19 protein-coding genes are annotated in these 22,502 nt (G+C 52.9%); 9 read left to right on the forward strand and 10 right to left on the reverse strand.

All coding sequences use genetic code 11. The features are described 5' to 3' along the window. Nucleotides 1-4 precede the first annotated feature (4 nt). The 4 genes from galU to cysQ form a co-directional block, all read right to left on the reverse strand. Entirely contained in the window at nt 5-898 is an 894-nt protein-coding gene (gene galU / locus ACRBCU_RS02345; protein WP_431363755.1) for a UTP--glucose-1-phosphate uridylyltransferase GalU, read from the reverse strand. 133 nt (nt 899-1,031) lie between these two features. After that, entirely contained in the window at nt 1,032-2,261 is a 1,230-nt protein-coding gene (locus ACRBCU_RS02350; RefSeq protein ID WP_431363756.1) for a glycosyltransferase family 2 protein, read from the reverse strand. Continuing rightward, entirely contained in the window at nt 2,258-3,058 is an 801-nt protein-coding gene (locus ACRBCU_RS02355) for a 3-deoxy-manno-octulosonate cytidylyltransferase (RefSeq protein WP_431363757.1), read from the reverse strand. The genes ACRBCU_RS02350 and ACRBCU_RS02355 overlap by 4 nt, the downstream gene beginning before the upstream one ends. Next, a complete protein-coding gene (cysQ, locus tag ACRBCU_RS02360; protein WP_431363758.1) occupies nt 3,059-3,856 on the reverse strand; it encodes a 3'(2'),5'-bisphosphate nucleotidase CysQ in 798 nt (265 codons plus the stop codon). It abuts the gene before it with no gap. A 123-nt stretch (nt 3,857-3,979) separates the two neighbouring features. Between cysQ and ACRBCU_RS02365 the strand changes: the two genes are divergently transcribed. Continuing rightward, nucleotides 3,980-4,801, forward strand: a complete 822-nt coding sequence (locus tag ACRBCU_RS02365) for an ABC transporter permease (protein WP_431363759.1) — start codon at nt 3,980-3,982, stop codon at nt 4,799-4,801. Between the two features lie 298 nt (nt 4,802-5,099). Next, complete coding sequence (gene gcvA, locus ACRBCU_RS02370; protein ID WP_431363760.1) at nt 5,100-6,023, forward strand: transcriptional regulator GcvA; 924 nt, start codon at nt 5,100-5,102, stop codon at nt 6,021-6,023. Here the strand turns inward: gcvA and ACRBCU_RS02375 are convergent. Beyond that, nucleotides 6,020-6,622, reverse strand: a complete 603-nt coding sequence (locus ACRBCU_RS02375) for an alpha-ketoglutarate-dependent dioxygenase AlkB family protein (protein ID WP_431363761.1) — start codon at nt 6,620-6,622, stop codon at nt 6,020-6,022. The genes gcvA and ACRBCU_RS02375 overlap by 4 nt on opposite strands. Before the next feature lie 226 nt (nt 6,623-6,848). Between ACRBCU_RS02375 and dnaK the strand changes: the two genes are divergently transcribed. From dnaK to radC, 3 genes are all read left to right on the forward strand, one after another. After that, nucleotides 6,849-8,762: a molecular chaperone DnaK gene (dnaK, locus tag ACRBCU_RS02380; protein ID WP_431363762.1), complete on the forward strand. Its 1,914-nt coding sequence runs from the start codon at nt 6,849-6,851 to the stop codon at nt 8,760-8,762. Between the two features lie 85 nt (nt 8,763-8,847). Further along, a complete protein-coding gene (dnaJ, locus tag ACRBCU_RS02385) occupies nt 8,848-9,999 on the forward strand; it encodes a molecular chaperone DnaJ (protein WP_431363763.1) in 1,152 nt (383 codons plus the stop codon). Nucleotides 10,000-10,100: 101 nt separating this feature from the next. Then, nucleotides 10,101-10,862, forward strand: coding sequence for a RadC family protein (radC, locus tag ACRBCU_RS02390; RefSeq protein WP_431363764.1), 762 nt, complete (start codon nt 10,101-10,103; stop codon nt 10,860-10,862). On the opposite strand, the gene ACRBCU_RS02395 is transcribed toward radC, so the two are convergent. The 3 genes from ACRBCU_RS02395 to secA form a co-directional block, all read right to left on the reverse strand. Beyond that, a complete protein-coding gene (locus ACRBCU_RS02395; RefSeq protein ID WP_431363765.1) occupies nt 10,859-12,418 on the reverse strand; it encodes a phosphate ABC transporter substrate-binding/OmpA family protein in 1,560 nt (519 codons plus the stop codon). The genes radC and ACRBCU_RS02395 overlap by 4 nt on opposite strands. Nucleotides 12,419-12,445: 27 nt before the next feature. Beyond that, nucleotides 12,446-13,483, reverse strand: coding sequence for a hypothetical protein (locus ACRBCU_RS02400; protein ID WP_431363766.1), 1,038 nt, complete (start codon nt 13,481-13,483; stop codon nt 12,446-12,448). Nucleotides 13,484-13,602: 119 nt separating this feature from the next. Beyond that, on the reverse strand, nt 13,603-16,305 hold the full coding sequence (secA, locus tag ACRBCU_RS02405; protein WP_431363767.1) for a preprotein translocase subunit SecA: 2,703 nt from the start codon (nt 16,303-16,305) through the stop codon (nt 13,603-13,605). Nucleotides 16,306-16,480: 175 nt separating this feature from the next. Here secA and ACRBCU_RS02410 point away from each other — a divergent pair, with 175 nt between their 5' ends. From ACRBCU_RS02410 to ACRBCU_RS02425, 4 genes are all read left to right on the forward strand, one after another. Next, entirely contained in the window at nt 16,481-17,326 is an 846-nt protein-coding gene (locus ACRBCU_RS02410) for a peptidylprolyl isomerase (protein ID WP_431363768.1), read from the forward strand. 3 nt (nt 17,327-17,329) lie between these two features. Beyond that, nucleotides 17,330-18,556, forward strand: coding sequence for a bifunctional glutamate N-acetyltransferase/amino-acid acetyltransferase ArgJ (argJ, locus tag ACRBCU_RS02415; RefSeq protein ID WP_431363769.1), 1,227 nt, complete (start codon nt 17,330-17,332; stop codon nt 18,554-18,556). After that, on the forward strand, nt 18,553-18,951 hold the full coding sequence (mutT, locus tag ACRBCU_RS02420) for an 8-oxo-dGTP diphosphatase MutT (protein ID WP_431363770.1): 399 nt from the start codon (nt 18,553-18,555) through the stop codon (nt 18,949-18,951). Before argJ ends, mutT begins: the two co-directional genes overlap by 4 nt. A 128-nt stretch (nt 18,952-19,079) precedes the next feature. Beyond that, nucleotides 19,080-19,214, forward strand: coding sequence for a hypothetical protein (locus ACRBCU_RS02425; RefSeq protein WP_431363771.1), 135 nt, complete (start codon nt 19,080-19,082; stop codon nt 19,212-19,214). 160 nt (nt 19,215-19,374) lie between these two features. On the opposite strand, the gene infB is transcribed toward ACRBCU_RS02425, so the two are convergent. Beyond that, nucleotides 19,375-21,858 carry a translation initiation factor IF-2 gene (infB, locus tag ACRBCU_RS02430; protein WP_431363772.1) on the reverse strand — a complete coding sequence of 828 codons (2,484 nt, stop codon included), beginning with the start codon at nt 21,856-21,858 and terminating at the stop codon, nt 19,375-19,377. Further along, nucleotides 21,859-22,488, reverse strand: coding sequence for an RNA-binding protein (locus ACRBCU_RS02435; protein WP_431363773.1), 630 nt, complete (start codon nt 22,486-22,488; stop codon nt 21,859-21,861). It abuts the gene before it with no gap. Nucleotides 22,489-22,502: the final 14 nt, after the last annotated feature.

The raw sequence follows: 22,502 nt of genomic DNA on the forward strand, positions 1-22,502 counted from the left end.
GCTCCTACTGGGCTGCTTTGTCAGTTGCCATCACATCAGTGAGATAGGAATGCAAATCATCGCGCAGATCATCGCGAGACAAGCCGAAGGCCACAGTCGCTTGCAAGAAGCCCGACTTAGATCCGCAATCGAAGCGCTGGCCGCGGAAGCGATAACCGTACACTTCCCGCTCTGTTCCGATTTCCTGCGCGATCGCGTCTGTTAACTGGATTTCACCACCTGCGCCGGATTTGATTTTGTTCAAATTCTTCAAAACATTTGGCGACAGGATATAGCGGCCGATTACAGCAAGATTAGAGGGCTCTGTGCCAGGTGCTGGCTTTTCAACCATGCCATTGACCGAAACCATTGATCCCATGTCTTCCTTAATGTCCAACACACCATAGGAAGAGGCTTTTGCAGCGGGGACTTCCATTGCGGCAACCATGTTACCGCCTGTTTCTTCGTATGCTTCTACCATTTGCTGCAAGCATGGCTTTTCAGCTGCAATCACATCGTCCGGCAGGATTACAGCAAACGGTTCATTGCCGATCAACCGACGCGCACACCAAACCGCATGGCCAAGGCCAAGCGCCTTGTGCTGGCGCATGTAGGCGATCGCGCCGCTATCCATATTGGTGGTTTTTAGAATATCAAGCAGCTCTTGCTTGCCCTTTTTGCGAAGCTCGTTCTCAAGCTGAGGCGAATGGTCAAAATAGTCTTCAAGCGCACCTTTGCCGCGCGAAGTAACAAAGATAAATTCCTTGATGCCAGCCGCACGCGCCTCATCAATGGCATATTGAATGAGCGGTCGGTCCACCAACGTCATGATCTCTTTAGGTACAGATTTCGTTGCCGGAAGAAACCGTGTGCCTAGACCTGCTACTGGAAAAATCGCCTTCGTTACTTTGTTACGCATCGCTCTCGTCCTCGAGTTCAAACATTATTATCTACTTGCCATGCTCCTAATATGGAATTGGGCCTAAATCATGTCCATTCGACGGTTTTTAAAGTTTTTGTTTCCAAAATTTAGCATATTGAGCAAGCTATAGTCAAAAATCACGAAGTTTGGCAAGTCTACTCAACTCTAGGGAGAGCCTTCGCGCGCGCGACACAATAGAAATTCTGCGCCCGCTCCGCACGCTTCGGCCAAAAAGACCGCCCGATTGAACCCAAACGCCTTGGCGCGTGAATCGCACGGAATGTGCACGTGCTCCGCTTGAAAATATGAAAAGTGAGGCACGTCTTCCCGATTTAACGGCGCTCGCCGCTTCTGCTAACAACGACTCGCGTGCGGAAGGCCGCCCAGACGCAACAAAATGAGTGCCGGAAAACACACTTCGCCAAGACTTCAGCCCTTTTTGCGCCTCAAAAATTTCAGGCAGCGGCTGAATACTACGTATCGCCCCTTCCTTAGCACCTTCATCAAATGATCTTAGTAGGCGCTTAACTTCGCTCGGCTCAATCGCACCACGCACCATATGGCCAAGCACTCTGCGCCGTTGCTCTTCGCGAAAAGAGGCCATCGCACTTGCATGCCTATCGACTGGTGCGTGTTTGCGTAGAAAGATTACCGAACTCGCCGCAATTTCAAACAGATCAGTAGGAGCGCGATCACGACGGCGTGTCGCGCTCGCTTTGTATCCGTGATGAACAATCGCCAACGGAGAAATTGCCGTTCGGAATCCTTGCCCCATAAGGCGATAGTTCACATCAGTTTCATCAAGAAAAAACTTAAAGGCCGGATCAAACCCACCCATCTTCGCAATCACATCACGCCGCAGCGCCATGTTCGTTCCTTCAGTCTTTATCGCCTGGCCGTTTTGAGGCGACAAAAGGTTCGTATTGCTCTCATCAACACCCAATGCACTTGCAACGCCAAGGCAATTTACGGTGCGCGCCTTCCACTGAAAGCTTATCCCGTTGCGACCAATGACAAACCCGCCCGAGGCCGCGACATCTGCTTCGCTAAAACCTTCGACAAGATAAGTTAACCAACTCGGCTCCGGGACAGCATCATCGTCGATAAAGGCTATGATTTCACCAGCCGCGATTTCTATCCCGAGATTGCGAGCCTTCGAAATATTAGCTTCATCGAACTGAACGACTTTAAGATCGTCATAAAAAGACAATGAGCGCGCAGCTTCGAGCCCGTCCTTGTCCGCAACAAGAACCACTTCAAACGTTGGATAATCAAGTTGCGTGATGCCAATCAGACAGAGTGGGAGATCAGCAGCGCGGCCTCGGCTGACAACAATGACAGAGACCGAAGGGGCGTTCATTCAATCCCCATCTCCAGCATCATGCGCTCGATCACAGGGACATCTTCGGGATTGTTCAACTCCCAAAATTGCTTTCCACGAGCGTCTACTTCAACGCATCGAACTGTTCCGCCTTGCTCCATAAAGCGGAGCTGCTCAAGACCTTCGAGCTGTTCGAGCGGACCGATGGGCCAGCTGGGATAGGCCGCCAATGCGCTCGGCCGGTAAGCATAAACACCAACATGATGGAAAACTGGGGTTTCAGTGGCATCGTCGTAGGTTTCAGATGTGAATGGCACGACTTCTTTCGAGAAATACATCGCGCGCATATTGGCATCGAAAACAGCGGTGGTGCCACCAACGCGCCCCGCTTTGCGATCAGCGAGAAACCCGTTCAAAGCGCGCCCATCACAGCGCAAAACTGGGGTCGCAATATCCGCCTCTGGCGCAGCTTTCATAGCGCTCACCAGATCTTCAACAAACCAATGTGGTGTTAGCGGCGCATCACCTTGCAAATTCACCACAATTTCCGCATCGCTGCCCAGCGCCTCATAGGCCGCTGCGCAACGCTCTGTTCCGTTAAAACAAGTATCAGGTGTCATAACGACCTCAGCGCCGAACGCCTCGCTTGCCGCTTTGATCCGATCATCATCCGTGGCAACGACAACGCGATCCACCCCGCTTACAGCACTTGCCGCTTCCCAAGCGCGCTGGATAAGCGAGCGGGATTGACCGCTCGCACCTTTCAGCGCTGCTAGAGGCTTTGCAGGATAGCGCGTTGATGCATAGCGTGCGGGAATGACAATCAGAACAGACACTTACGCTTCTTTCAGCTCAACATCAGGAGAATAGGCGATAAAGAACGGGTTCGCGTAATCGTCTTTGCCATACCGCAGGTCTTCATGGTTATCGAAACGCACCACACGCCCACCAGCGCCGGTTAGAACAGCATGGCCCGCGGCGGTGTCCCACTCCATCGTGCGGCCAACACGCGGGTAGATGTCCGCTTCGCCCGTCGCAATCAGGCAAAACTTAAGAGAAGAACCCGCACTCTTCATGTCGCGCACTTGGTACTTGTTGATGTAATCGTCCGTCGCTTGATCGCGATGGGATTTCGAGGCCACAACAAATAGCGCTTTGTTGTCTGGTTTGCTCACGCCAATGACATTTTGCTGACCGACAACATCCGGGTGCAAAGGACCAGTCTCTTCGATCGACTGTCCATCCGCTCGGGTGTAGAACATACGCTTTTTCGCAGGCGCATAAACAACACCGCGCGTTGGTACACCGTTCTCAACAAAAGCGATGTTCACAGTGAAATCACCGCGGCGGTGAATGAATTCTTTCGTACCATCCAAAGGATCCACAATCAGGAACGTCTCGCCTGATGTTTTATGGGAATCCGACTGCTCTTCGGTAACAAGCATGACGTCCGGGAACGTTTCGCGAAGACCTGCCGAGATCAGTTTGTCTGCTGCTTCATCCGCAGCCGTTACAGGGCTGTCGTCCGACTTGGATTTTACATCGAAATCGTCCTGACCATAGATGTCCATAATGACATCGCCCGCCGCGAGCGCCAATCGACGCATCGTTTCTTCTAGCTGTTTGTAGTCCATTTGCCCGATCCTTGCCTAATATCGTTCGATAATGTTGATAAAATATCTACGCCTCTTATGATATGTAGCTGCGAGAACGGCAATAATCTTCAAACAATTCGTTCGGCATCAGGCAGAGTAAACATGTTTCAAGTACGAAAACGCGAGACCACGTTCAGGAAAATCCTGACCTTCAATGAGCTCGTTTACCATAATATCGTGCGAACGATCCGCAAAACGCATGGCAATGCGTTGATGAGTATCGTGATGAATTTAATGCAAATGATCATCTTTGTTCTCGCGTTCTATTTCATGTTCTCGATTCTTGGCCTGCGCGGCGCGGTTCTGCGTGGTGACTTCATGGTTTACATTATGACAGGCATTTTCCTGTTCATGACCCATATCAAAACGGTCGCGGCTGTATCCGGTTCTGAGGGACCAGCATCTCCGATGATGAAGCATGCCCCAATGAACACCTCGATTTCGATTGCCGCTGCCGCGCTCAGCCAGCTCTATATTCAAATGCTGTCGCTTGTTGTGATCATGTTCGCCTACCACGTTCTTGTCACACCGTTCGAAATTCAAAGCGTCACGGGCGTGATGTTCATGATCATCTTGGCGTGGTTTACCGCAGTAGCCGTCGGCATGGTGTTTCTCGCGATCAAGCCATGGTCACCGGGCCTGTCATCGCTACTCTCTACGATTTACCAACGCGCGAACATGATTGCTTCGGGCAAAATGTTTGTGGCCAATACCCTGACACCGCAGTTGTTGACGATGTTTGACTGGAACCCACTGTTTCATTGCATCGACCAATCGCGTGGATATGCCTTTGTGAATTACGCACCGCGCAATTCTTCGTGGGAATATGCGTTCTACGTCGGAGTTATTCTGTTGGTCATTGGCATGATGGGCGAATTCTACACACGCAAACACGCATCTGCCAGCTGGAGCGCGCGCCAGTAGCGCACGCCCCGTCAGTGTATTCGCTCACTCCACCCGACCATCAGGGCCGAGTCGATTTCGGGTGAAAGATCCGAACGAGGCGTGCCAAGCCCGTATGAAACACGGCGCTGCGCTCATAGCGCGCGCGTTCTTCGTAGTTTGGTTGTCCCGCTGGGGTGTTTGAATTTTCAATGAACATTTTCTTTCCTTCGAAGTTCAAATTCTCTGCATTTCGCGTCTGAATCCAATATGATCATTGACTTCACCCCTGACAAACGAGAGCTTTGCGACAGCCAGTTAAGAAAATCTTGTGTAAAAAATGGATCGCATCGCCCCCTTTACCGCCCTCAGAGCCTTCGAAGCTGCCGCACGGCATTTGTCTTTTGCCGCAGCTGCGGAAGAGTTGAACGTCACGCCCGCTGCGCTTTCTTTTCAAATCCGCTCCTTGGAAGAACATCTTGGTGCACCTGTCTTTCACAGGCGCAATCGGGCAGTTGATCTAACAGAAATCGGTGCAACTCTTTATCCAGAAGTTGCAGAAGGACTTGGCACTCTGTCGCGCGCTTGGAGCGCTGTTCGGCGGCGCATCACGGCATCCAGCCTAACGATCACCGCTGGCCCCGCTTTCACTGCAAAATGGCTCGCGCCGCGCCTTTTCACATTTGCCCAAGCCAATCCAGATCTAGAGCTTCGCTTTGCGGCAACTCTGCGGCTGCTTGATTTCACGCGCGATGAAATTGATGTCGCGATCCGCTTTGGCACTGATGACACAGCCGGTCAGTTTAACGAGGTTATTGTGCGCGAATGGGTAACGCCAATGATGCACCCTAATCTTGCCCACGCGATCGAAACGCCAGAGGATTTGCTGACGCTTCCTTTTATTCATGACAGCAGTCTTGATTTTCTCCCAAACTGGGACGGATGGGCCACATGGTTCGATGCAATGGATATGAAATTCGCGATTAAACAAGGCCCTCGCTTTTCCCAAGCGGACCATGCCACGGACCTCGCCTTATCTGGCGGCGGTGTATTGCTTGGGCGTGCCTCGATCACAGAGCGTTCATTGAAGGAGGGATTGTTGGTAGCCCCCTTTGCCCAGAGCCTTCGTGTTCCGGCGAGCTATCGTTTGGCTTGCCCGCTCGGGCTAGAAACGACCTCCGCAGTAAAATGCTTGCGCGATTGGATTTCTGATGAGCTCGAAAGTTTTGATCAGCTTTCGGCGACGCGTGATTTTCTAAACTAGCGCACGACACGCAATGTCAGATTTAGCCGACCGCCTTTTGCCAACAAACGTGACGAGCCAAAGCGGATGCGATCAACCCCGTGATACGTCAAACGCGCGTCGCCGCCCATTACAACGACATCACCAGAACTTAGCCAAATCGAGTCCGTTTTGCCGCCACGCTCTAGATTGCCAATGCGAAACAAACCATCGTCGCCAAGAGAAATGGAAACAACGGGCTGAGAGAAATCCCCTTCGTCGCGGTCCTGATGCATCCCCATGCGTGCGTCTTCACCGTAGTAGTTGATCAAACAGCATTCAGGCGCGCGCGCCGACCCACTCACCTCATTCCAAATATCTAAGATCGGTTCGGGAATTGCTGGCCAAGCATTTCCGTTTGGGTGCTTTTGCTCGTAGCGATAGCCGGTGCGATCAGAGACCCAGCCAAACTGCCCAGCCGAGGTCATCTTGACCCGCATCGGCTTTCCATATGGGGTCATAGGAGAAAACATCGGTGCAACTTCTACTACGCCGCGCACAGCTTTAACCAAAGCCTGCTGCGCCTCCTGCGAGAGCAACGACTTGTAGATTTCGAAGCCGCGAATGTTCAGCTTTTCCACCGCTCAATTAACCCCTTATTCACCTTCAAGACGAAAATTCTGCCACAGAGCAGGAAAATCGCAAAATGAGTTGCATTGCAACGCTTGCAGCACCCTTTTGCGCTCCCTATATACCCCTCGAACGTTGGTTTGCAGCATTGCAAATCACTAACCAATCGGGGCGCGGATGCCATAACGGGTTTGCGTCTCGTGACATCGCCTTGAACATTATAAAGGGATCGAAAACATGGCCAAAGTAATTGGTATTGACCTTGGAACGACAAATAGCTGCGTTTCCATCATGGACGGCTCTCAGCCACGCGTGATTGAAAACGCTGAAGGCGCGCGCACGACACCGTCGATCGTTGCTTTCACTGACGAAGAGCGCCTCGTAGGCCAGCCGGCAAAACGCCAGGCGGTTACGAACCCAGACAACACTGTCTTTGGTGTTAAGCGCCTCATCGGTCGCCGTTTTGACGACGCGCACCTGAAGAAAGACATGAAAAACCTGCCATTCGCTGTTGTCGACGGCGGAAACGGTGACGCATGGGTTGAAGCAAAGGGTGAGAAATACTCCCCAAGCCAAATCTCTGCCTTCATCCTTGGTAAGATGAAAGAAACCGCAGAGAGCTATCTCGGCGAAGACGTCACGCAAGCGGTTATCACCGTGCCTGCGTACTTCAACGACGCACAGCGCCAAGCGACAAAAGACGCGGGCAAGATTGCTGGCCTCGAAGTGTTGCGTATCATCAACGAGCCGACAGCGGCTGCGCTGGCCTATGGCCTCGATAAAGAAGAAACTCAGACAATCGCGGTTTACGACCTCGGCGGTGGTACATTCGACGTTACCATCCTTGAGATCGACGACGGCCTCTTCGAAGTGAAATCCACCAACGGTGATACGTTCCTTGGCGGTGAAGACTTCGACATGCGCATCGTGAACTACCTCGCGGATGAGTTCAAAAAAGAGAACGGTGTTGACCTGACGCAAGACAAGATGGCGCTTCAGCGTCTGAAGGAAGCGGCGGAAAAGGCTAAGATCGAACTCTCTTCTGCGAACCAGACAGAGATCAACCAGCCGTTCATCTCTATGGACCCAAAAGGTGGTCAGCCACTTCACATGGTTATGAAGCTGACGCGCGCCAAGCTGGAAAGCCTCGTTAGCGATCTGATCAAAGCCTCTATCAAGCCTTGCCAAGCAGCACTTAAGGATGCGGGCCTATCCACATCTGACGTAGACGAAATCGTTCTCGTTGGTGGTATGACACGTATGCCGCGCGTTGTTGAAGAAGTGACAAAGTTCTTCGGTAAAGAGCCACACAAGGGTGTGAATCCTGATGAGGTTGTTGCGATGGGCGCGGCTATTCAGGCCGGTGTTCTTCAAGGTGATGTAAAAGACGTTGTTCTTCTCGACGTTACACCACTGTCCTTGGGCATTGAGACACTCGGCGGCGTGTTCACACGTTTGATCGACCGCAACACGACGATCCCAACGAAGAAGTCTCAGATCTTCTCGACTGCGGAAGACAGCCAAAGCGCCGTGACCATCCGTGTTTTCCAAGGTGAGCGTGAAATGGCCGCCGACAACAAAATGCTCGGTCAGTTCAACCTTGAGAACATCCCACCAGCGCCGCGCGGTCTGCCACAGATCGAAGTGACCTTCGACATTGACGCAAACGGCATCGTTGCTGTTGGCGCGATGGACAAAGGCACAGGCAAAGAGCAGAAGATCACGATCCAAGCCTCTGGCGGTCTGTCCGATGACGATATCGAAAAAATGGTCAAGGACGCGGAAGAGAACGCTGATGCGGATAAAGAGCGCCGCGAGCTGATCGAAGCGAAAAACCAGGCGGAAAGCCTCATCCACTCGACTGAAAAGTCCATGGAAGAGCATGCCGACAAGGTTGATCCGACGACAATCGAAGCGATCGAGCTGGCAATCGCCGCGCTCAAGGACGAGCTGGAAACAGAGAACGCCGACAAGATTAAGTCCGGCATCCAGAACGTCACTGAATCTGCGATGAAGCTTGGCGAAGCGATCTACAAAGCGAGCCAGGAAGAAGGCGACGATGAGCCAATGGCGGCAGATGCTGGCCCTGCGGATGATGACATCGTTGATGCCGACTTCGAAGATCTGAATGAGGACGAGAAACGCGGGTAAGTCGCACTTTATGTGTAATTAACCCTTAAGGGCCGGCCTGTTTCACCGGGCCGGCCCTGTGCGTTTTCCCAAAGGGGGAACTAATATGTCAAAACGAGACTATTACGATGTTCTCGGCGTCTCAAAAGGGTCGTCAGCAGACGAGATCAAAAAGGGCTATCGTAAGAAAGCCAAAGAACTGCACCCAGATCGCAATGCGGACAACCCAAAGGCTGAAGAACAGTTCAAAGAAGCCAACGAGGCTTATGAAGTTCTGAAAGATGCTGACAAAAAAGCGGCTTATGATCGCTACGGTCATGCAGCCTTTGAAGGTGGCATGGGCGGTGGCGGTGGTCAGCGCGGCGGCGCTGGTCATGGCGACTTTGGCTCTGCATTCTCCGATGTCTTTGATGATCTGTTCGGTGACTTCATGGGCGGCGGTCAGCGTGGCGGCGGTGCACGTAATCGTGCGGCGCGCGGCTCTGATCTGCGTTTCAACCTGCGTATCACGCTGGAAGAGGCTTTTGCAGGCATGCAAAAGACCATCAACGTACCAACGGCGGTCAATTGCACTAGCTGTGATGGCACTGGTGCCGATGGCGGCGCTGAACCGACGAATTGCCCGACATGTTCAGGCATGGGTAAGGTGCGTGCGCAGCAGGGTTTCTTCACTGTTGAACGAACCTGCCCGACCTGCTCTGGCATGGGTCAAATCATCAAGAACCCTTGTAAGTCTTGCTCTGGTCAAGGCCGCGTTGAAAAAGAACGTGCGCTTAGTGTGAACATTCCGGCAGGTGTGGAAACTGGCACCCGTATCCGTCTTGGCGGTGAGGGCGAAGCTGGTTTGCGCGGCGGCCCAGCAGGCGATCTCTATATCTTCATTGAGGTTTCCAAGCATAAGCTGTTTGAACGCGAAGGCACAAACTTGTTCTGCAACGTCCCTGTATCCATGTCCTCTGCGGCGCTGGGCGGTGACATTGAGGTGCCGACAATTGACGGGGGTCGCTCTCGGGTAAAGATCCCAGCAGGTAGCCAATCAGGTCGTCAAATGCGCCTACGCAGCAAAGGCATGCCAGCACTTCGCGGTGCGGGAACGGGTGATATGTTCATCGAACTTGCAGTTGAAACGCCTGTGAACCTGACAAGCCGTCAAAAGGAACTTCTCAGAGAGTTTGAAGAGCTTTCCGAGGACAATAACCCAGAGAGCAAAAGCTTCTTTTCTTCTGTGAAATCCTTTTGGGATGGCATGAAGGGATAAAGCCCAAACAAACGCTTCTGAAAGCCCGACCAGTTTTTACTGTGTCGGGCTTTTTATTGCCTTTAACACAAAATTTATCGAATCGACCCATCAAGGTCGACATGAGCATTCAAAACACACACTTCACCGATGTAGCCACGCCCGCATTTGACCCCAGAACAGCGGATCGCAAAAGCAGACGCCGCCTTGGGCTCATTGATAGCAAATTGCGCGATAGGCACATTGAAATTCGAACGAGGTTTCAGAACCACGGCGCAGATCACTTGGATGACGCTGAACTACTGGAGTTGATGTTACTCCATTCTTCGCCTCGCAAAGACACCAAGCCGATGGCGCATGAGCTCATTGCTGAGTTTGGCGACATAGCCAGCGCTCTTTCCGCAGATACTGCGCGGCTAGAAGCAATTGTTGGCACCACAGCGACCCAGGACCTAAAACTCATTCACGCGGCCTCTGCGCGACTCGCTAAAGCGCGCATCGCGCATCGTCCGCTAATCTCTAGCTGGGACGCGGTCCTTACCTATTGCCGAACAGCACTAGCGCACAAAGAAACCGAAGAGTTTCATGTTCTCTTTCTAGATCGACGCAACATGCTGATCGCTGATGAAGTGTTGGGCGTCGGCACTGTTGATCATGTACCTGTTTATCCGCGCGAGGTTCTGAAACGCGCGTTAGAACTCAACTCCTGTGCGATCATTCTGGTCCACAACCATCCCTCTGGCGATCCTTCGCCTTCCCCTAGCGATATCGAAATGACCAAGCTTATCAAGCAAGCTGCCGACAGCCTGTCGATCACGCTTCATGATCATCTGATCATTGGCGCAACGGGGGAAACGAGCTTTGTCAGCAAAGGATTGCTTTAGTGTACCCACACCTCTACGCGGCGATTCACTTGGCGGCCCCAAGCACTATCATCGCACGCCATTGGGAGCGTTTCGCCAAAGGCATCAACCGATATATCTAGATCATCCAAACTCACAGTTTCCGCAGCCTGTTTGACCGCGGCAAGAACCGCACGCGCCCGCTGCATCGAAATACGTTGGTTGCCATTTGCTGGCCCCTGACCGTCGCTGAAGCCAACAAATTTGATCGAACGCTCGTCGTATTCGCCCGTTTCAATTGCTCGAGCCAACTGCTGAACGTTCGACAACGATTGCGCGTCCAGCGCGCTTGATCCAGCGCGAAAGCGGAACGATGTGCTCAGTCGTTTCATCGGCGACAGAACTTTCACCAAGCGCTTTACTTCGCTCAAATTGATCTCGGTACCAATCAACGAAATCGCGTTAGCAAAACGATCACCCTGCTGGTTGATGGAAAGCTCTTCTGGAGCTTGGTCAACAAACCCAGCACGGCGAATTACGATCTGAGCCGAAGGCGAGCGTGTAAATGTTAAGAATTCGCGCGCCAGCTTTGGCAGCCGACGGGCAGGAATATAGAGGAACATCGGCGCGGTAAGGGGGTAGTCTTCCGTCTTGATCGTGACCCGCCCCGCGCGCAAAGAAAACCCACAGGTACCAGTGAGAACCAAAACATCTGCATTCGCTGTTTCTGAATAGCTGGAAATTCCAATCGCAAAGGGATCGTTTGTGACGGCCTCAGTCAGCGCTTTGTTCGTCGTATGACGCACAATGGTGTTATCCAAAACAAGCCCCGCTGGCGCCATTAGGCGATCTTGAACCGCTTGAGATAGCCCTGACTTGGAATCCCTCAGGTGCACCGAAATAGGCGCATCGGGGCCGCCAAGCTGGGTCCAATTGGTCACGCGCCCGGCGAACACACGGGCCAATTGCGCGGGCGAAATGGAATCCACAGGATTGCCGGGCGCTGTTATCGGCACCATAGCATCCAGCGCCAAAACGCGGCTTCTGTTTGGCCCGGTCAGATCACCCAAGGCCGACTCACTCGCGCGGCGATTCTCAGTTAGGCGAATTTCCCTCAACGCCATAACAATATCTGCGTCATCTGCTAGCAAATCCGCAAAGCCAGTGTCGGTGTTCGTGATACGAAATGCAAACTCACCAAGAAGCGTTTGATCGGCGCGATTTCGCAGCATGTAGGTAAAGTGCGTTGCGTCAACCCGAACACGTTCAACACTGTACCCACGCCTAAGCGCAAAGCCCTCTATCAGCGCAGGCATCAGAACTTCGCCAATAGTAGCGGATCCAGAAATGGACAATTTCGCCACATAGTTTTGAAGATCAGGGCAAGCAGGCCCAGTACAATTCACCCCTGTGCCATCAATCGTCAGCTCGCCGTAAATTGTTTGAAGTCGATAAAAATCACCATCGAAACCCAAGAGGGTTCCACTTACCTCTACCGTTCCATCGGGCGAAGTTAGGGTGACGTCCTGCGCTGCTAACGGGGCAGCAAACATAAAAAGGAAAAATGCGGCAAAACGCGCCGCATGTTGAACCATCATAGATTTTTTGCCCCGAATGTCGCGCGCTTAGTTACGCGCAACTTTCAGGTCTTGGAGCAGATTTTGCAACACAAGAAAGTCACCTACCGCCTCGCATGATGGGATTGGCAGGGTCAAATCCTGTACTTTCAGCGCGCCTGCGCCCGATACTTCTAGGGTTTGAGCCTCGACACGCAGTCCGCAATTGGCTGAAGTGACTTCCGCATCCACCGAAACGTGAACCTCGCCCTGTTGCTTCACCGTGCTGGTCGGGAAAGTATAAACTTCCGCAACGAGCGCTTCGGCTTGCGACGCATCACCAAGCGATGTGATGAAACCGCCCTTGCCCTTGGCTGCATCAGCCATGGAGCGATCAGATTTCAAACTCACATGACCTTCGTCACGGAAATCCGCGCCAAATTCGAACGCATTGATATGCAATTCACTGCTGGCTTTGGATTGGACAACCATACGGTCATAGAATTCCAGCGAAGGTACCTTTGCATCTGCAAGCGCGCCTTCTCCGTTCGCAAAAGCGGCGATAAATACCGCGCTTTCTGACATTGCTGGGATGCTAACGCTCAGATTCCCATCTTTATCAGTCTCCTCGGTGAACATCATTCCGCTATGGTGAAGCGTCACGCGCTCATTCGGATAACAATTCGCAGCGATCGCAATGTCGACCATAGCCGCAGCAACCGGCGTTGCAGTCATTTCGATATCACACAGAGACGCAGGAGGTGCGAGCGCGTCAGTTTCAGGCGCAACATCTTCATCAAGCGCGGCTGTCTTAACCTCGACAACCGGGGCCTCTTTCGCAGGAGCATCCATGGATCCTGCAACAGCCGCATCTTGTTGGGCTTGCATTTCGGTTCTCGGCTCAGCAACGTTCGCTTTTGCGCCAATGACTGATGAGGTCAACGCAATCCCCGTCACTTCCATCGGTTCTGCAGCTGTGCCCGAAATATCAGGGACAGAGGCTTGTGCGTATCTTGCTTTCGCCGACTCGCCGTTTTGCATGACAAATCCGATTGCGCCAGCCGTTGCCAACACTCCGCCCGCCATAACGATCCGCTTAATATCCATGGTACTGCCCTCCGAAGGGATATCTATTCGGAGGTAAGAGTCGCTCTCAAACAGGGCGACATTAGGACGGCAGCAAGGAGTCTTTCAGACCCCTTACCGTATTCTTGCCATTTTTGAATTTAGGCCAATCTGCCGTGGCAATGTTTGAATTTCTTGCCTGACCCACATGGGCAAGGATCGTTACGACCCGGATTTCCCCATGTCGAACTGTCGTTCTCGTCAAAGCCTTCAACCTCTGGTTCAGGCGACTGAGATGCCTCTGCTGACGCTTCGCGCGCCGCTTCCTGCATCAAAGCCTGCTGCGCCTGCATCTCGGCAATAATCGCGGCTTGCTCTTCTTCAGTTCGCATTTGAACACGGCCCAATGTCTGTGTGACGTCCGTGCGCAGGCTATCAAGCATGCTTTCAAACAGTTGGAAGCTCTCGTTCTTATACTCGTTCAACGGATCACGCTGCGCATATCCACGGAACCCAACGACAGAGCGAAGGTGTTCAAGTGTCACAAGATGCTCACGCCACTTTCCATCAATCGTTTGAAGCAAGACCTGCTTTTCGATTTGGCGCATGTTCTCAGGACCAAAGGCAGCCGCCTTTTGCGCCATCGCCTCGTCGGCAGCTTTCTCTAGACGCTCACGAATGATCTCGTCATCCGCGCCTTCTTCGACGCCCCATTCCTGCACAGGCACATCAATATTGATTGCTTCGGCAACAGCAGCATGCAGGCCTTCCATATCCCACTGATCAGCGTAGGTTTTGGGCGGCATATATTGGTCGATCAGGTCCTCAATCACCTGATAGCGCATATCCTGCGCGATCTCAGATAGGTCCGCCGCTTCCATGATTTCACGGCGCTGACCAAAGATCACTTTACGCTGGTCATTCATCACATCGTCGAACTTCAAAAGCTGCTTACGAATGTCAAAGTTACGGCCCTCAACCTTCGCCTGCGCGCGCTCAAGAGATTTGTTGACCCAAGGGTGAACAATCGCTTCGCCTTCTTTCATACCAAGCGAGGACAGAACCTTGTCCAAACGCTCAGAGCCGAAAATGCGCATCAGATCGTCATCGAGCGATAGGAAAAACGCAGAGCGACCCGGATCACCCTGACGACCAGAACGACCGCGCAATTGGTTATCAATGCGACGGCTTTCGTGGCGCTCTGTCGCGATGATATAAAGACCACCGGCGTCGAGAACCTTCTGGCGCCAAACCTGATGCTCTTCTTCGATGCGCTTGCGCAGCTCTTCTGGATCTGCTTCTGGCTCTGCCGCGATCGCTTCCAGTACCTTCAATTCAACGTTGCCGCCAAGCTGAATGTCAGTGCCGCGACCCGCCATGTTTGTCGCAATCGTAATCGCGCCTAGCTTGCCTGCATCACCAACAATCTGCGCTTCTTGTTCGTGCTGACGCGCGTTCAAAACGTTGTGCGGCAAACCTGCCTCTTTCAGCAGATTCGACAGGAATTCAGATTTTTCGATCGACGTCGTGCCCACAAGGCAGGGTTGGCCCTTCTCGTGAGCCTCTTTAACGATCACAACGATTTCGTCGTATTTCTCTTTTGCGGTGCGGAATACCTGATCGTGCTCATCAACACGCGCGATGGGGCGGTTTGTCGGAACTTCAACAACACCCAGCCCATAGATTTCAGCGAATTCTTCCGCTTCGGTCATCGCCGTACCCGTCATGCCAGACAATTTGTCATAAAGACGGAAATAGTTCTGGAACGTAACCGAGGCCAGCGTGACGTTCTCAGGCTGGATCGGGCAGTTCTCTTTGGCTTCAATCGCCTGATGCAGACCATCAGACAAACGACGACCAGACATCATACGGCCCGTGAATTCGTCGATCAGAACGACTTCGCCATCACGTACGATGTACTCTTTGTCTTTCTCAAACAGCTTGTGCGCGCGCAGACCTTGGTTCACGTGATGCACAATCGTCGTGCTTTCAGGATCGTAAAGCGTCGCGCCTTCGGGCAGCAAACCCTGCTGAAGCAAAAGCTGCTCGAGGAATTCATTGCCTTCCTCGGTGTAGGAGACGTTACGCGTCTTTTCGTCCAGTTCGTAATGCTCAGGCAAAAGCGACGGGATCACCATGTCGATTGCGAGATAAAGCTCGGAGCGATCTGCGGCAGGGCCGGAAATAATCAGCGGGGTACGCGCTTCGTCGATCAGAATGGAGTCAACTTCGTCCACAATCGCAAAGTTATGTTCGCGCTGGAACATCTGGGACAACTCGGCTTTCATGTTGTCGCGCAGATAATCAAAACCCAACTCGTTGTTTGTGGCGTAAGTCACATCACAAGCATAAGCCGCTTTCTTTTCATCATCTGGCTGGTTGGGATAGATCACCCCCGTGGTCAGGCCCAAAGCGCCAAATACTTTGCTCATCCACTCAGCGTCACGCTTTGCGAGGTAGTCGTTCACCGTCACAACGTGAACGCCCTTACCCGTTAACGCGTTCAAATAAGCAGGCAAAGTCGCAACGAGCGTTTTGCCCTCACCTGTTTTCATTTCAGAGATATTGCCCTGATGCAGGAAAATGCCGCCCATCAACTGCGTATCAAAAGCACGAAGACCTAACGCACGGCGCGCGCCTTCACGGCAGTTGGCAAAGGCTTCGGGCAGAAGGTCATCAAGACTTTCGCCGTCCATCGCACGTTTGGCGAGCTCTTCAGTCTTTTGCTTGAGACCTTCATCGCTGAGTTTTTCAAATTCAGGTTCCAGCGCGTTGATCGCCTCAACGATCGGGCGTGTCGCCTTAACTTTGCGGTCATTCGGCGTTCCGAACACCTTTTTAGCGAGTTTTCCAAGTCCTAGCATCTGCGCTCATCCATCCTTGACGTCTTTGTGCATAGGCTCACCTTGCTCGCCCTGCACGCAACCCATAGATACGAGAGTGAAAGACGGCCTGAACCAGTGCCTTAAGGCGATGTAAGGGGCGGGTATGCCAGTGTCAACGGCGCGAAGGAAACGCGCATGAAACAAGGAAAAAACGATGTTAAAACGCACCCAATTGATGGCTAGTGTGGCCTTTGCTGTAACTCTCGCCCTACCTGTCTACGCTGAAAATGGCGCAGATACGGTTGTCGCGACGGTAAATGGCGTGGACATCACGATGGGTCACATGATTGTGGTTCGCGCCGGATTGCCCGAACAATATCGGAACTTGCCGGATGATGCGCTATTTACAGGCATTCTGGACCAACTCATCCAACAAACGGTTCTTGCCGATGCTGCTAAAGGCGACACACCCCTTCGCGTTGAACTCGCGCTAGAGAACGAACGCCGCGCGCTAATGGCGGCAGAGCACATGGATAGCGTCCTCGCCGATGCGGTGACGGACGATGCGGTGCAAGCTGCTTATGACGCCAAGTATGCGGGCGCTGAACCTGAAAAGGAATTTGATGCGTCACACATTCTTGTTGAAACAGAAGACGAAGCCAAAGACCTCGTCACAACGCTAGAAGGTGGCGCAGATTTTGCCGAACTGGCCAAAGAAAAGTCCACAGGCCCTTCTGGTCCTCGTGGTGGGGCGCTTGGCTGGTTTGGCAAAGGCATGATGGTTCCGGAATTTGAAACTGCCGTGATGGACATGGAGGTCGGCGCAGTTTCCGCGCCCATCAAAACGCAATTTGGCTGGCACGTCATCAAACTGAACAATTCCCGCTTTAAGGACGCTCCCAAGATGGAAGACGTTCGCGAAGAATTGGAACAGCAAGTGCGCATGGATATCGTTGATAGCTACATTTCCAAATTGACGGACAGCGCGACTATTTCTAGAAAAACAAGCGTGGATGTTGATACGTCCAAACTTAAAGATCTTTCACTTCTGGAGAAATAGGACATGGCAGGCACGCCGCCCCGCTCCCCGCTTGCGCCGGAGCAATTTCCTGACCTACCGATCATCGACGGCGTGTCTTTTGCCGCTGCTCAAGCGGGTGTCAAATATTCTGGGCGCGCTGACGTTATGCTTGCCCAGATTTGCGCAGGCAGCACGATTGCCGGGGTCTTCACCAAATCCGCAACGCGCTCTGCTCCGGTGCTTGATTGTCAGGCAAAGCTTGGCATCATCAGCGATGCTGGCGCGGCGATTATTGTGAATTCCGGCAATGCAAATGCCTTTACTGGAAAGAACGGTACCGATGTGACGCGCGCTGTAACAAGCAGCGTCGCTTCTGCACTCGGTCTGCCCGATGATCGCGTTTTCTCGTCTTCGACAGGCGTCATTGGCGAGTCACTGCCACATGAAAAAATCACCAGAAAGATTGAAGAACTAAAATTGGCTTTAAGCCCAACAGCCATCAAAGCTGCGGCTGAAGCGATCATGACGACGGATACCTTTTCCAAAGGGGCCTCTGCTCAGATTACGATCGACGGCAAAACCGTTTCCATCGCAGGCATCGCCAAAGGCTCTGGCATGATCGCACCAGATATGGCGACAATGCTGGTCTACATCTTCACCGATGCAAAGATCGCGCAACCTGACTTACAGGCCATGCTGTCAGAATTGAATGAGGTTACATTCAACTCCATCACAGTAGACAGCGATACCTCAACATCCGACTCCTTGCTGCTCGCTGCAACTGGAACAAGCGATGTTGACGTTGCTGGGAACGGGGCATTTCGCGAGGCACTACATGGCGTCATGAAAGACCTCGCGCTTCAGGTCGTTCGCGATGGCGAAGGCGCAACCAAGTTGATTGAAATTCAAGTCACCGGAGCCGCCAATGATAGCGATGCGCGGATTCACGGCCTTTCAATTGCAAACTCGCCACTGGTTAAAACCGCTGTTGCCGGCGAAGATCCAAATTGGGGACGCGTTGTCATGGCGATTGGCAAATCTGGCGCTGCTGCCGACAGAGACCTACTCAACATTCGCTTTGGCGATATTGTTGTGGCCGAGAAAGGCTGGGTTAGCCCAGACTACAACGAAGAGCTTGGCGCAACTTATATGAAGCAATCCGAGCTCGTGATTGGGGTCGATCTGGGTCTTGGGACTGGCAAAAGCACGGTTTGGACCTGCGATCTTACCCATGGTTACATCACCATCAACGCGGATTACCGTTCGTGAAGGTTGTTCATGTTAGCGCCGTAGCGCTTATCGATGTGGACGGACGTGTGTTGCTTGCGCAACGCCCCGAAGGGAAATCCATGGCGGGTTTGTGGGAATTTCCAGGCGGAAAAATTGAAGCTGGAGAAACGCCAGAAGCCGCTTTGATCCGGGAATTACAAGAAGAGCTAGGGATTGATACCTGGGCCAGTTGCCTCGCACCATTGACCTTCGCAAGCCATAGTTATGATGATTTTCATCTACTTATGCCCCTGTTTGCCTGCCGCAAATGGGACGGCATTCCGCAGGCAAAAGAGAATCAAACGCTAAAATGGGTAAAGGCAAGCGACCTAAGCAAATATCCGATGCCCGCGGCCGATATTCCGCTGATTCCTCACTTGCGTGATTGGCTGTAAGGGGAAAAAGCCGAAAAAAACATCACAAATGAAAAGTTTGTTATAGGAATGTTAGTAGTTTTCTGACATTTTAACGTAAATTTACTGCATGTCTCGGTTGCCACGCCGAATTCTTGGGGGAGAAATCCATGCTACAAACAATCATCATGGGAACCTGTGTTCAGGTTCAGGGAACATTTGTGCGCGCTCTGTCAGACGGACGCATCATCGTAGCTGTAGGCGATCGCAACTACACAGGCACGCCAGTCGCAAACGCGGCTTAACTCGAATTCTGAAATCCTCGTTTAAAACGAAAATGGCCCAAACTTATGTTCGGGCCATTTTGCTGTGTTTGTAGATAGCTTTAAAGCGCTTCGGCTTAAACCGTACCACCAACGCGTCAGCATTGGTGATACCAGTTTTCCAGACTAGAGCTATGACGCTCTAGTCAAGCTTGCGTTCAATTGATTCACGCTCGAAGATCTCGATAACGTCGTCAGCACGGATATCGTCATAGTTCTCAAACGCCATACCGCATTCCTGACCTGACTGAACTTCCGACACTTCATCCTTGAAGCGCTTGAGTGTCTTAAGCGTGCCTTCGTGAATAACAACGTTGTCACGCAGCAAGCGCACGCCCGCAGAACGACGCGCGACACCTTCGGTAATCAGACAGCCAGCAACTTTGCCGATACCTGTAACCTTAAAGACCTCTTTGATCGCCGCATAACCGATGAAGTTCTCGCGAATTTCAGCAGACAGAAGACCAGACGCCGCCGCTTTCACGTCATCCACGAGATCGTAGATGATGGAGTAGTAGCGAATTTCGACGCCTTTCTGGTTCGCAGTGTTACGCGCAGACGCATTCGCACGAACGTTAAAGCCCATGATCGGAGCGCCAGACGCTTCCGCCAAGCCAATGTCGCTTTCAGTAATCGCGCCAACACCAGAGTGAAGAACGCGAACGCGGACTTCATCGTTGCCGATTTTCGCCATCGCCTGAACAATCGCTTCGGCAGAACCTTGAACGTCAGCTTTAACCAAGATTGGCATCTCAGAGACGTTCTCGTCAGCCTTGGCATTTGCCATCAACTGCTCAAGCGTGGTTGCAGCGCCAGCGGCAGCACGTTTGTCTTTTGCAGCTTTCTCACGATACTCGGCGATTTCGCGCGCTTGTGCATCGGTATCAACCACGTTCAGAACGTCGCCTGCCTCTGGTGTGCCGTTGAGGCCAAGGACCTCAACAGGAACCGACGGAGCCGCTTCTTTCACGCGCTGACCATGATCATTGATCAATGCACGCACTTTACCGTGCTGCTCGCCCACAACGAAGATGTCGCCAACGCGCAAAGTACCCGTTTGAACAAGAACCGTCGCGACGGGGCCACGGCCCACATCAAGCTGCGCTTCGATAACAGCGCCAACCGCGGCGCGATCTGGATTTGCTTTCAGCTCAAGAATTTCCGACTGAAGCGCAATCGCTTCAAGCAGTGTATCAAGGCCTTGACCGGTCAACGCAGACACTTCGACGTCCTGCACTTCACCAGACATTTTCTCAACGATCACCTCGTGCTGAAGCAGATCAGTGCGAACTTTGTCTGGGTTTGCGCCCGGCTTGTCGATCTTGTTGATCGCAACGATCATCGGAACGCCCGCCGCTTTCGCGTGGTTAATCGCCTCGATAGTCTGCGGCATCACAGCGTCATCCGCCGCAACAACCAGAACAACAATATCCGTGACCTGTGCACCGCGTGAGCGCATCGACGTAAACGCCGCGTGACCCGGAGTATCCAAGAAGCTCAATACAGTGCCGTTGTCGGTCGTGACCTGATAGGCACCGATGTGCTGCGTAATGCCGCCAGCCTCGCCAGCCACGACTTTTGCGTTACGGATCGCATCGAGAAGCGATGTCTTACCGTGGTCAACGTGGCCCATGATCGTAATGATCGGCGGACGTGATTTCAGGTCTTTTTCATCGTCTTTTACTTCTGCGATAACATCTTCGACGTCCGCATCGGAAACACGTACGACCTTGTGGCCGAACTCTTCGATGATCAGCTCGGCAGTATCCGCATCAATGGTTTCGTTCTGCGTTACCATCATGCCGTTGGTCATCAACGCCTTAACAACTGCGCCTGTCTTTTCAGCCATACGAGCGGCCAGTTCAGAGACAACAATTGCTGGCGGCAGCTGAACTTCACGAATGATCTTTTCGCGCTCAACGGTGCCACCCATCGCTTTTTGACGCGCGCGCTCTTGCTTACGCTTCATAGCAGCCATGGATTTGTGACGACCGTCACCACCCGACAGCGCTTGGTTCAACGTCAGCTTACCAGAACGACGACCATCGTTGCCGCCTTTGCCGCGCTGATTTCGCTGATCGCGCTCGCGGTCAGCTTTGCGCGGCGTTGCAGCTGGCGCAGGCTTGTTCGGAGCGGGGCGAGACGCAGGGGCAGGTTTGTCCGGCGCGGGCGCCGCAGCAACGCGTGCTGCTTCTTCCGCAGCTTTCTTAGCCGCTTCCTCAGCTTCCGCTTTCGCCTTTGCACGTTCAGCGCGCGCGCGCTCTTCGGCTTCTTTGGCTTCCGCTTCTGCGCGGCGACGTTCGCGATCGGCAGCGCGGGCCTTTTCTTCTGCTTCACGGCGCGCAGCATCTTCGGCTTCGCGCGCTTTCGCAGCTTGAACGGCCTTTAAACGGCGCTCCATTTCCGCATCAGTGATACCTGCCGGACGCTTGGCTGGATTGCCACCGCCCACAGAACCAGCACCCGCAGGCTTTGCTGCGCCCGGCTTAGGCACGACAATGCGCTTGCGCTTGGTCTCAACCACAACATTCTTCGTGCGACCATGGCTGAAGCTTTGCTTTACATTACCGGGACGCGAACCAGCGCCACGCACACCCAATGTCTTTTTGCCGTCGTTATCGCTCATTTAGCTGTCTTTTCCTTTCGGACGGCCCCTGCCGTCGCTAACTTCTCGTATCGCTTTTAATCTTTGGGCTTCCTCTACTACACGAGAGGTGAGTCCACCAGCGCTTAGCGCGCCATGTATCACAGTCTGTCGCCCAAAGGCCAATCCAAGTTCATCTGCGGTCAACCAACCGATGAAACTGCCGTAATGCGGCGTGCTTAGCTTCGATTTACCACGTTCTGACCCGTCTGACGCCTGAATAAGCACTTCTGCTTCTTCATTCATCAACCAGCTCTTAACTTTTTCGTATCCCGCAACAGCGCTGCCTGACTTGCGTGCCAAGCTGATAAGCTCAACCAAACGGCGCGTCACTTGCGTTTCAACCTCAGCGACCAATCCTTCAGGCACTTTCACAGGCATCTTGGCGCTACGTGCAAATAGGTTCTTTGATGTCGCCTTTTCAAGGGCAGCTTTATCAGCAGAGACCCAAATACCACGCCCCGGCAGTTTGCCCAGAATATCTGGCACAATCTGCGCGTCCGGCCCAACGACAAAGCGGATCATTTTTGACATAGGAAGATTTTCCTGTGTCGCAATGCACTTGCGCTCTGGTCCGCTGGACCGATCTTTATGTGTGCCGCCGCGCGTCACTGTCAGAAACCTCT

Source organism: Planktotalea sp. (assembly GCF_050633725.1).
Classification (GTDB): Bacteria; Pseudomonadota; Alphaproteobacteria; order Rhodobacterales; family Rhodobacteraceae; genus Planktotalea.

Coding starts and splice junctions, on each gene's coding strand:
- radC (WP_431363764.1), top strand. CDS start 10,101: ATGAGCATTCAAAACACACACTTCACCGATGTAGCCACGCCCGCATTT.
- secA (WP_431363767.1), bottom strand. CDS start 16,305: ATGCTAGGACTTGGAAAACTCGCTAAAAAGGTGTTCGGAACGCCGAAT.
- dnaK (WP_431363762.1), top strand. CDS start 6,849: ATGGCCAAAGTAATTGGTATTGACCTTGGAACGACAAATAGCTGCGTT.
- ACRBCU_RS02395 (WP_431363765.1), bottom strand. CDS start 12,418: ATGATGGTTCAACATGCGGCGCGTTTTGCCGCATTTTTCCTTTTTATG.
- ACRBCU_RS02400 (WP_431363766.1), bottom strand. CDS start 13,483: ATGGATATTAAGCGGATCGTTATGGCGGGCGGAGTGTTGGCAACGGCT.
- cysQ (WP_431363758.1), bottom strand. CDS start 3,856: ATGGACTACAAACAGCTAGAAGAAACGATGCGTCGATTGGCGCTCGCG.
- galU (WP_431363755.1), bottom strand. CDS start 898: ATGCGTAACAAAGTAACGAAGGCGATTTTTCCAGTAGCAGGTCTAGGC.
- ACRBCU_RS02410 (WP_431363768.1), top strand. CDS start 16,481: ATGTTAAAACGCACCCAATTGATGGCTAGTGTGGCCTTTGCTGTAACT.
- dnaJ (WP_431363763.1), top strand. CDS start 8,848: ATGTCAAAACGAGACTATTACGATGTTCTCGGCGTCTCAAAAGGGTCG.
- infB (WP_431363772.1), bottom strand. CDS start 21,858: ATGAGCGATAACGACGGCAAAAAGACATTGGGTGTGCGTGGCGCTGGT.
- argJ (WP_431363769.1), top strand. CDS start 17,330: ATGGCAGGCACGCCGCCCCGCTCCCCGCTTGCGCCGGAGCAATTTCCT.
- ACRBCU_RS02425 (WP_431363771.1), top strand. CDS start 19,080: ATGCTACAAACAATCATCATGGGAACCTGTGTTCAGGTTCAGGGAACA.
- ACRBCU_RS02365 (WP_431363759.1), top strand. CDS start 3,980: ATGTTTCAAGTACGAAAACGCGAGACCACGTTCAGGAAAATCCTGACC.
- gcvA (WP_431363760.1), top strand. CDS start 5,100: ATGGATCGCATCGCCCCCTTTACCGCCCTCAGAGCCTTCGAAGCTGCC.
- ACRBCU_RS02350 (WP_431363756.1), bottom strand. CDS start 2,261: ATGAACGCCCCTTCGGTCTCTGTCATTGTTGTCAGCCGAGGCCGCGCT.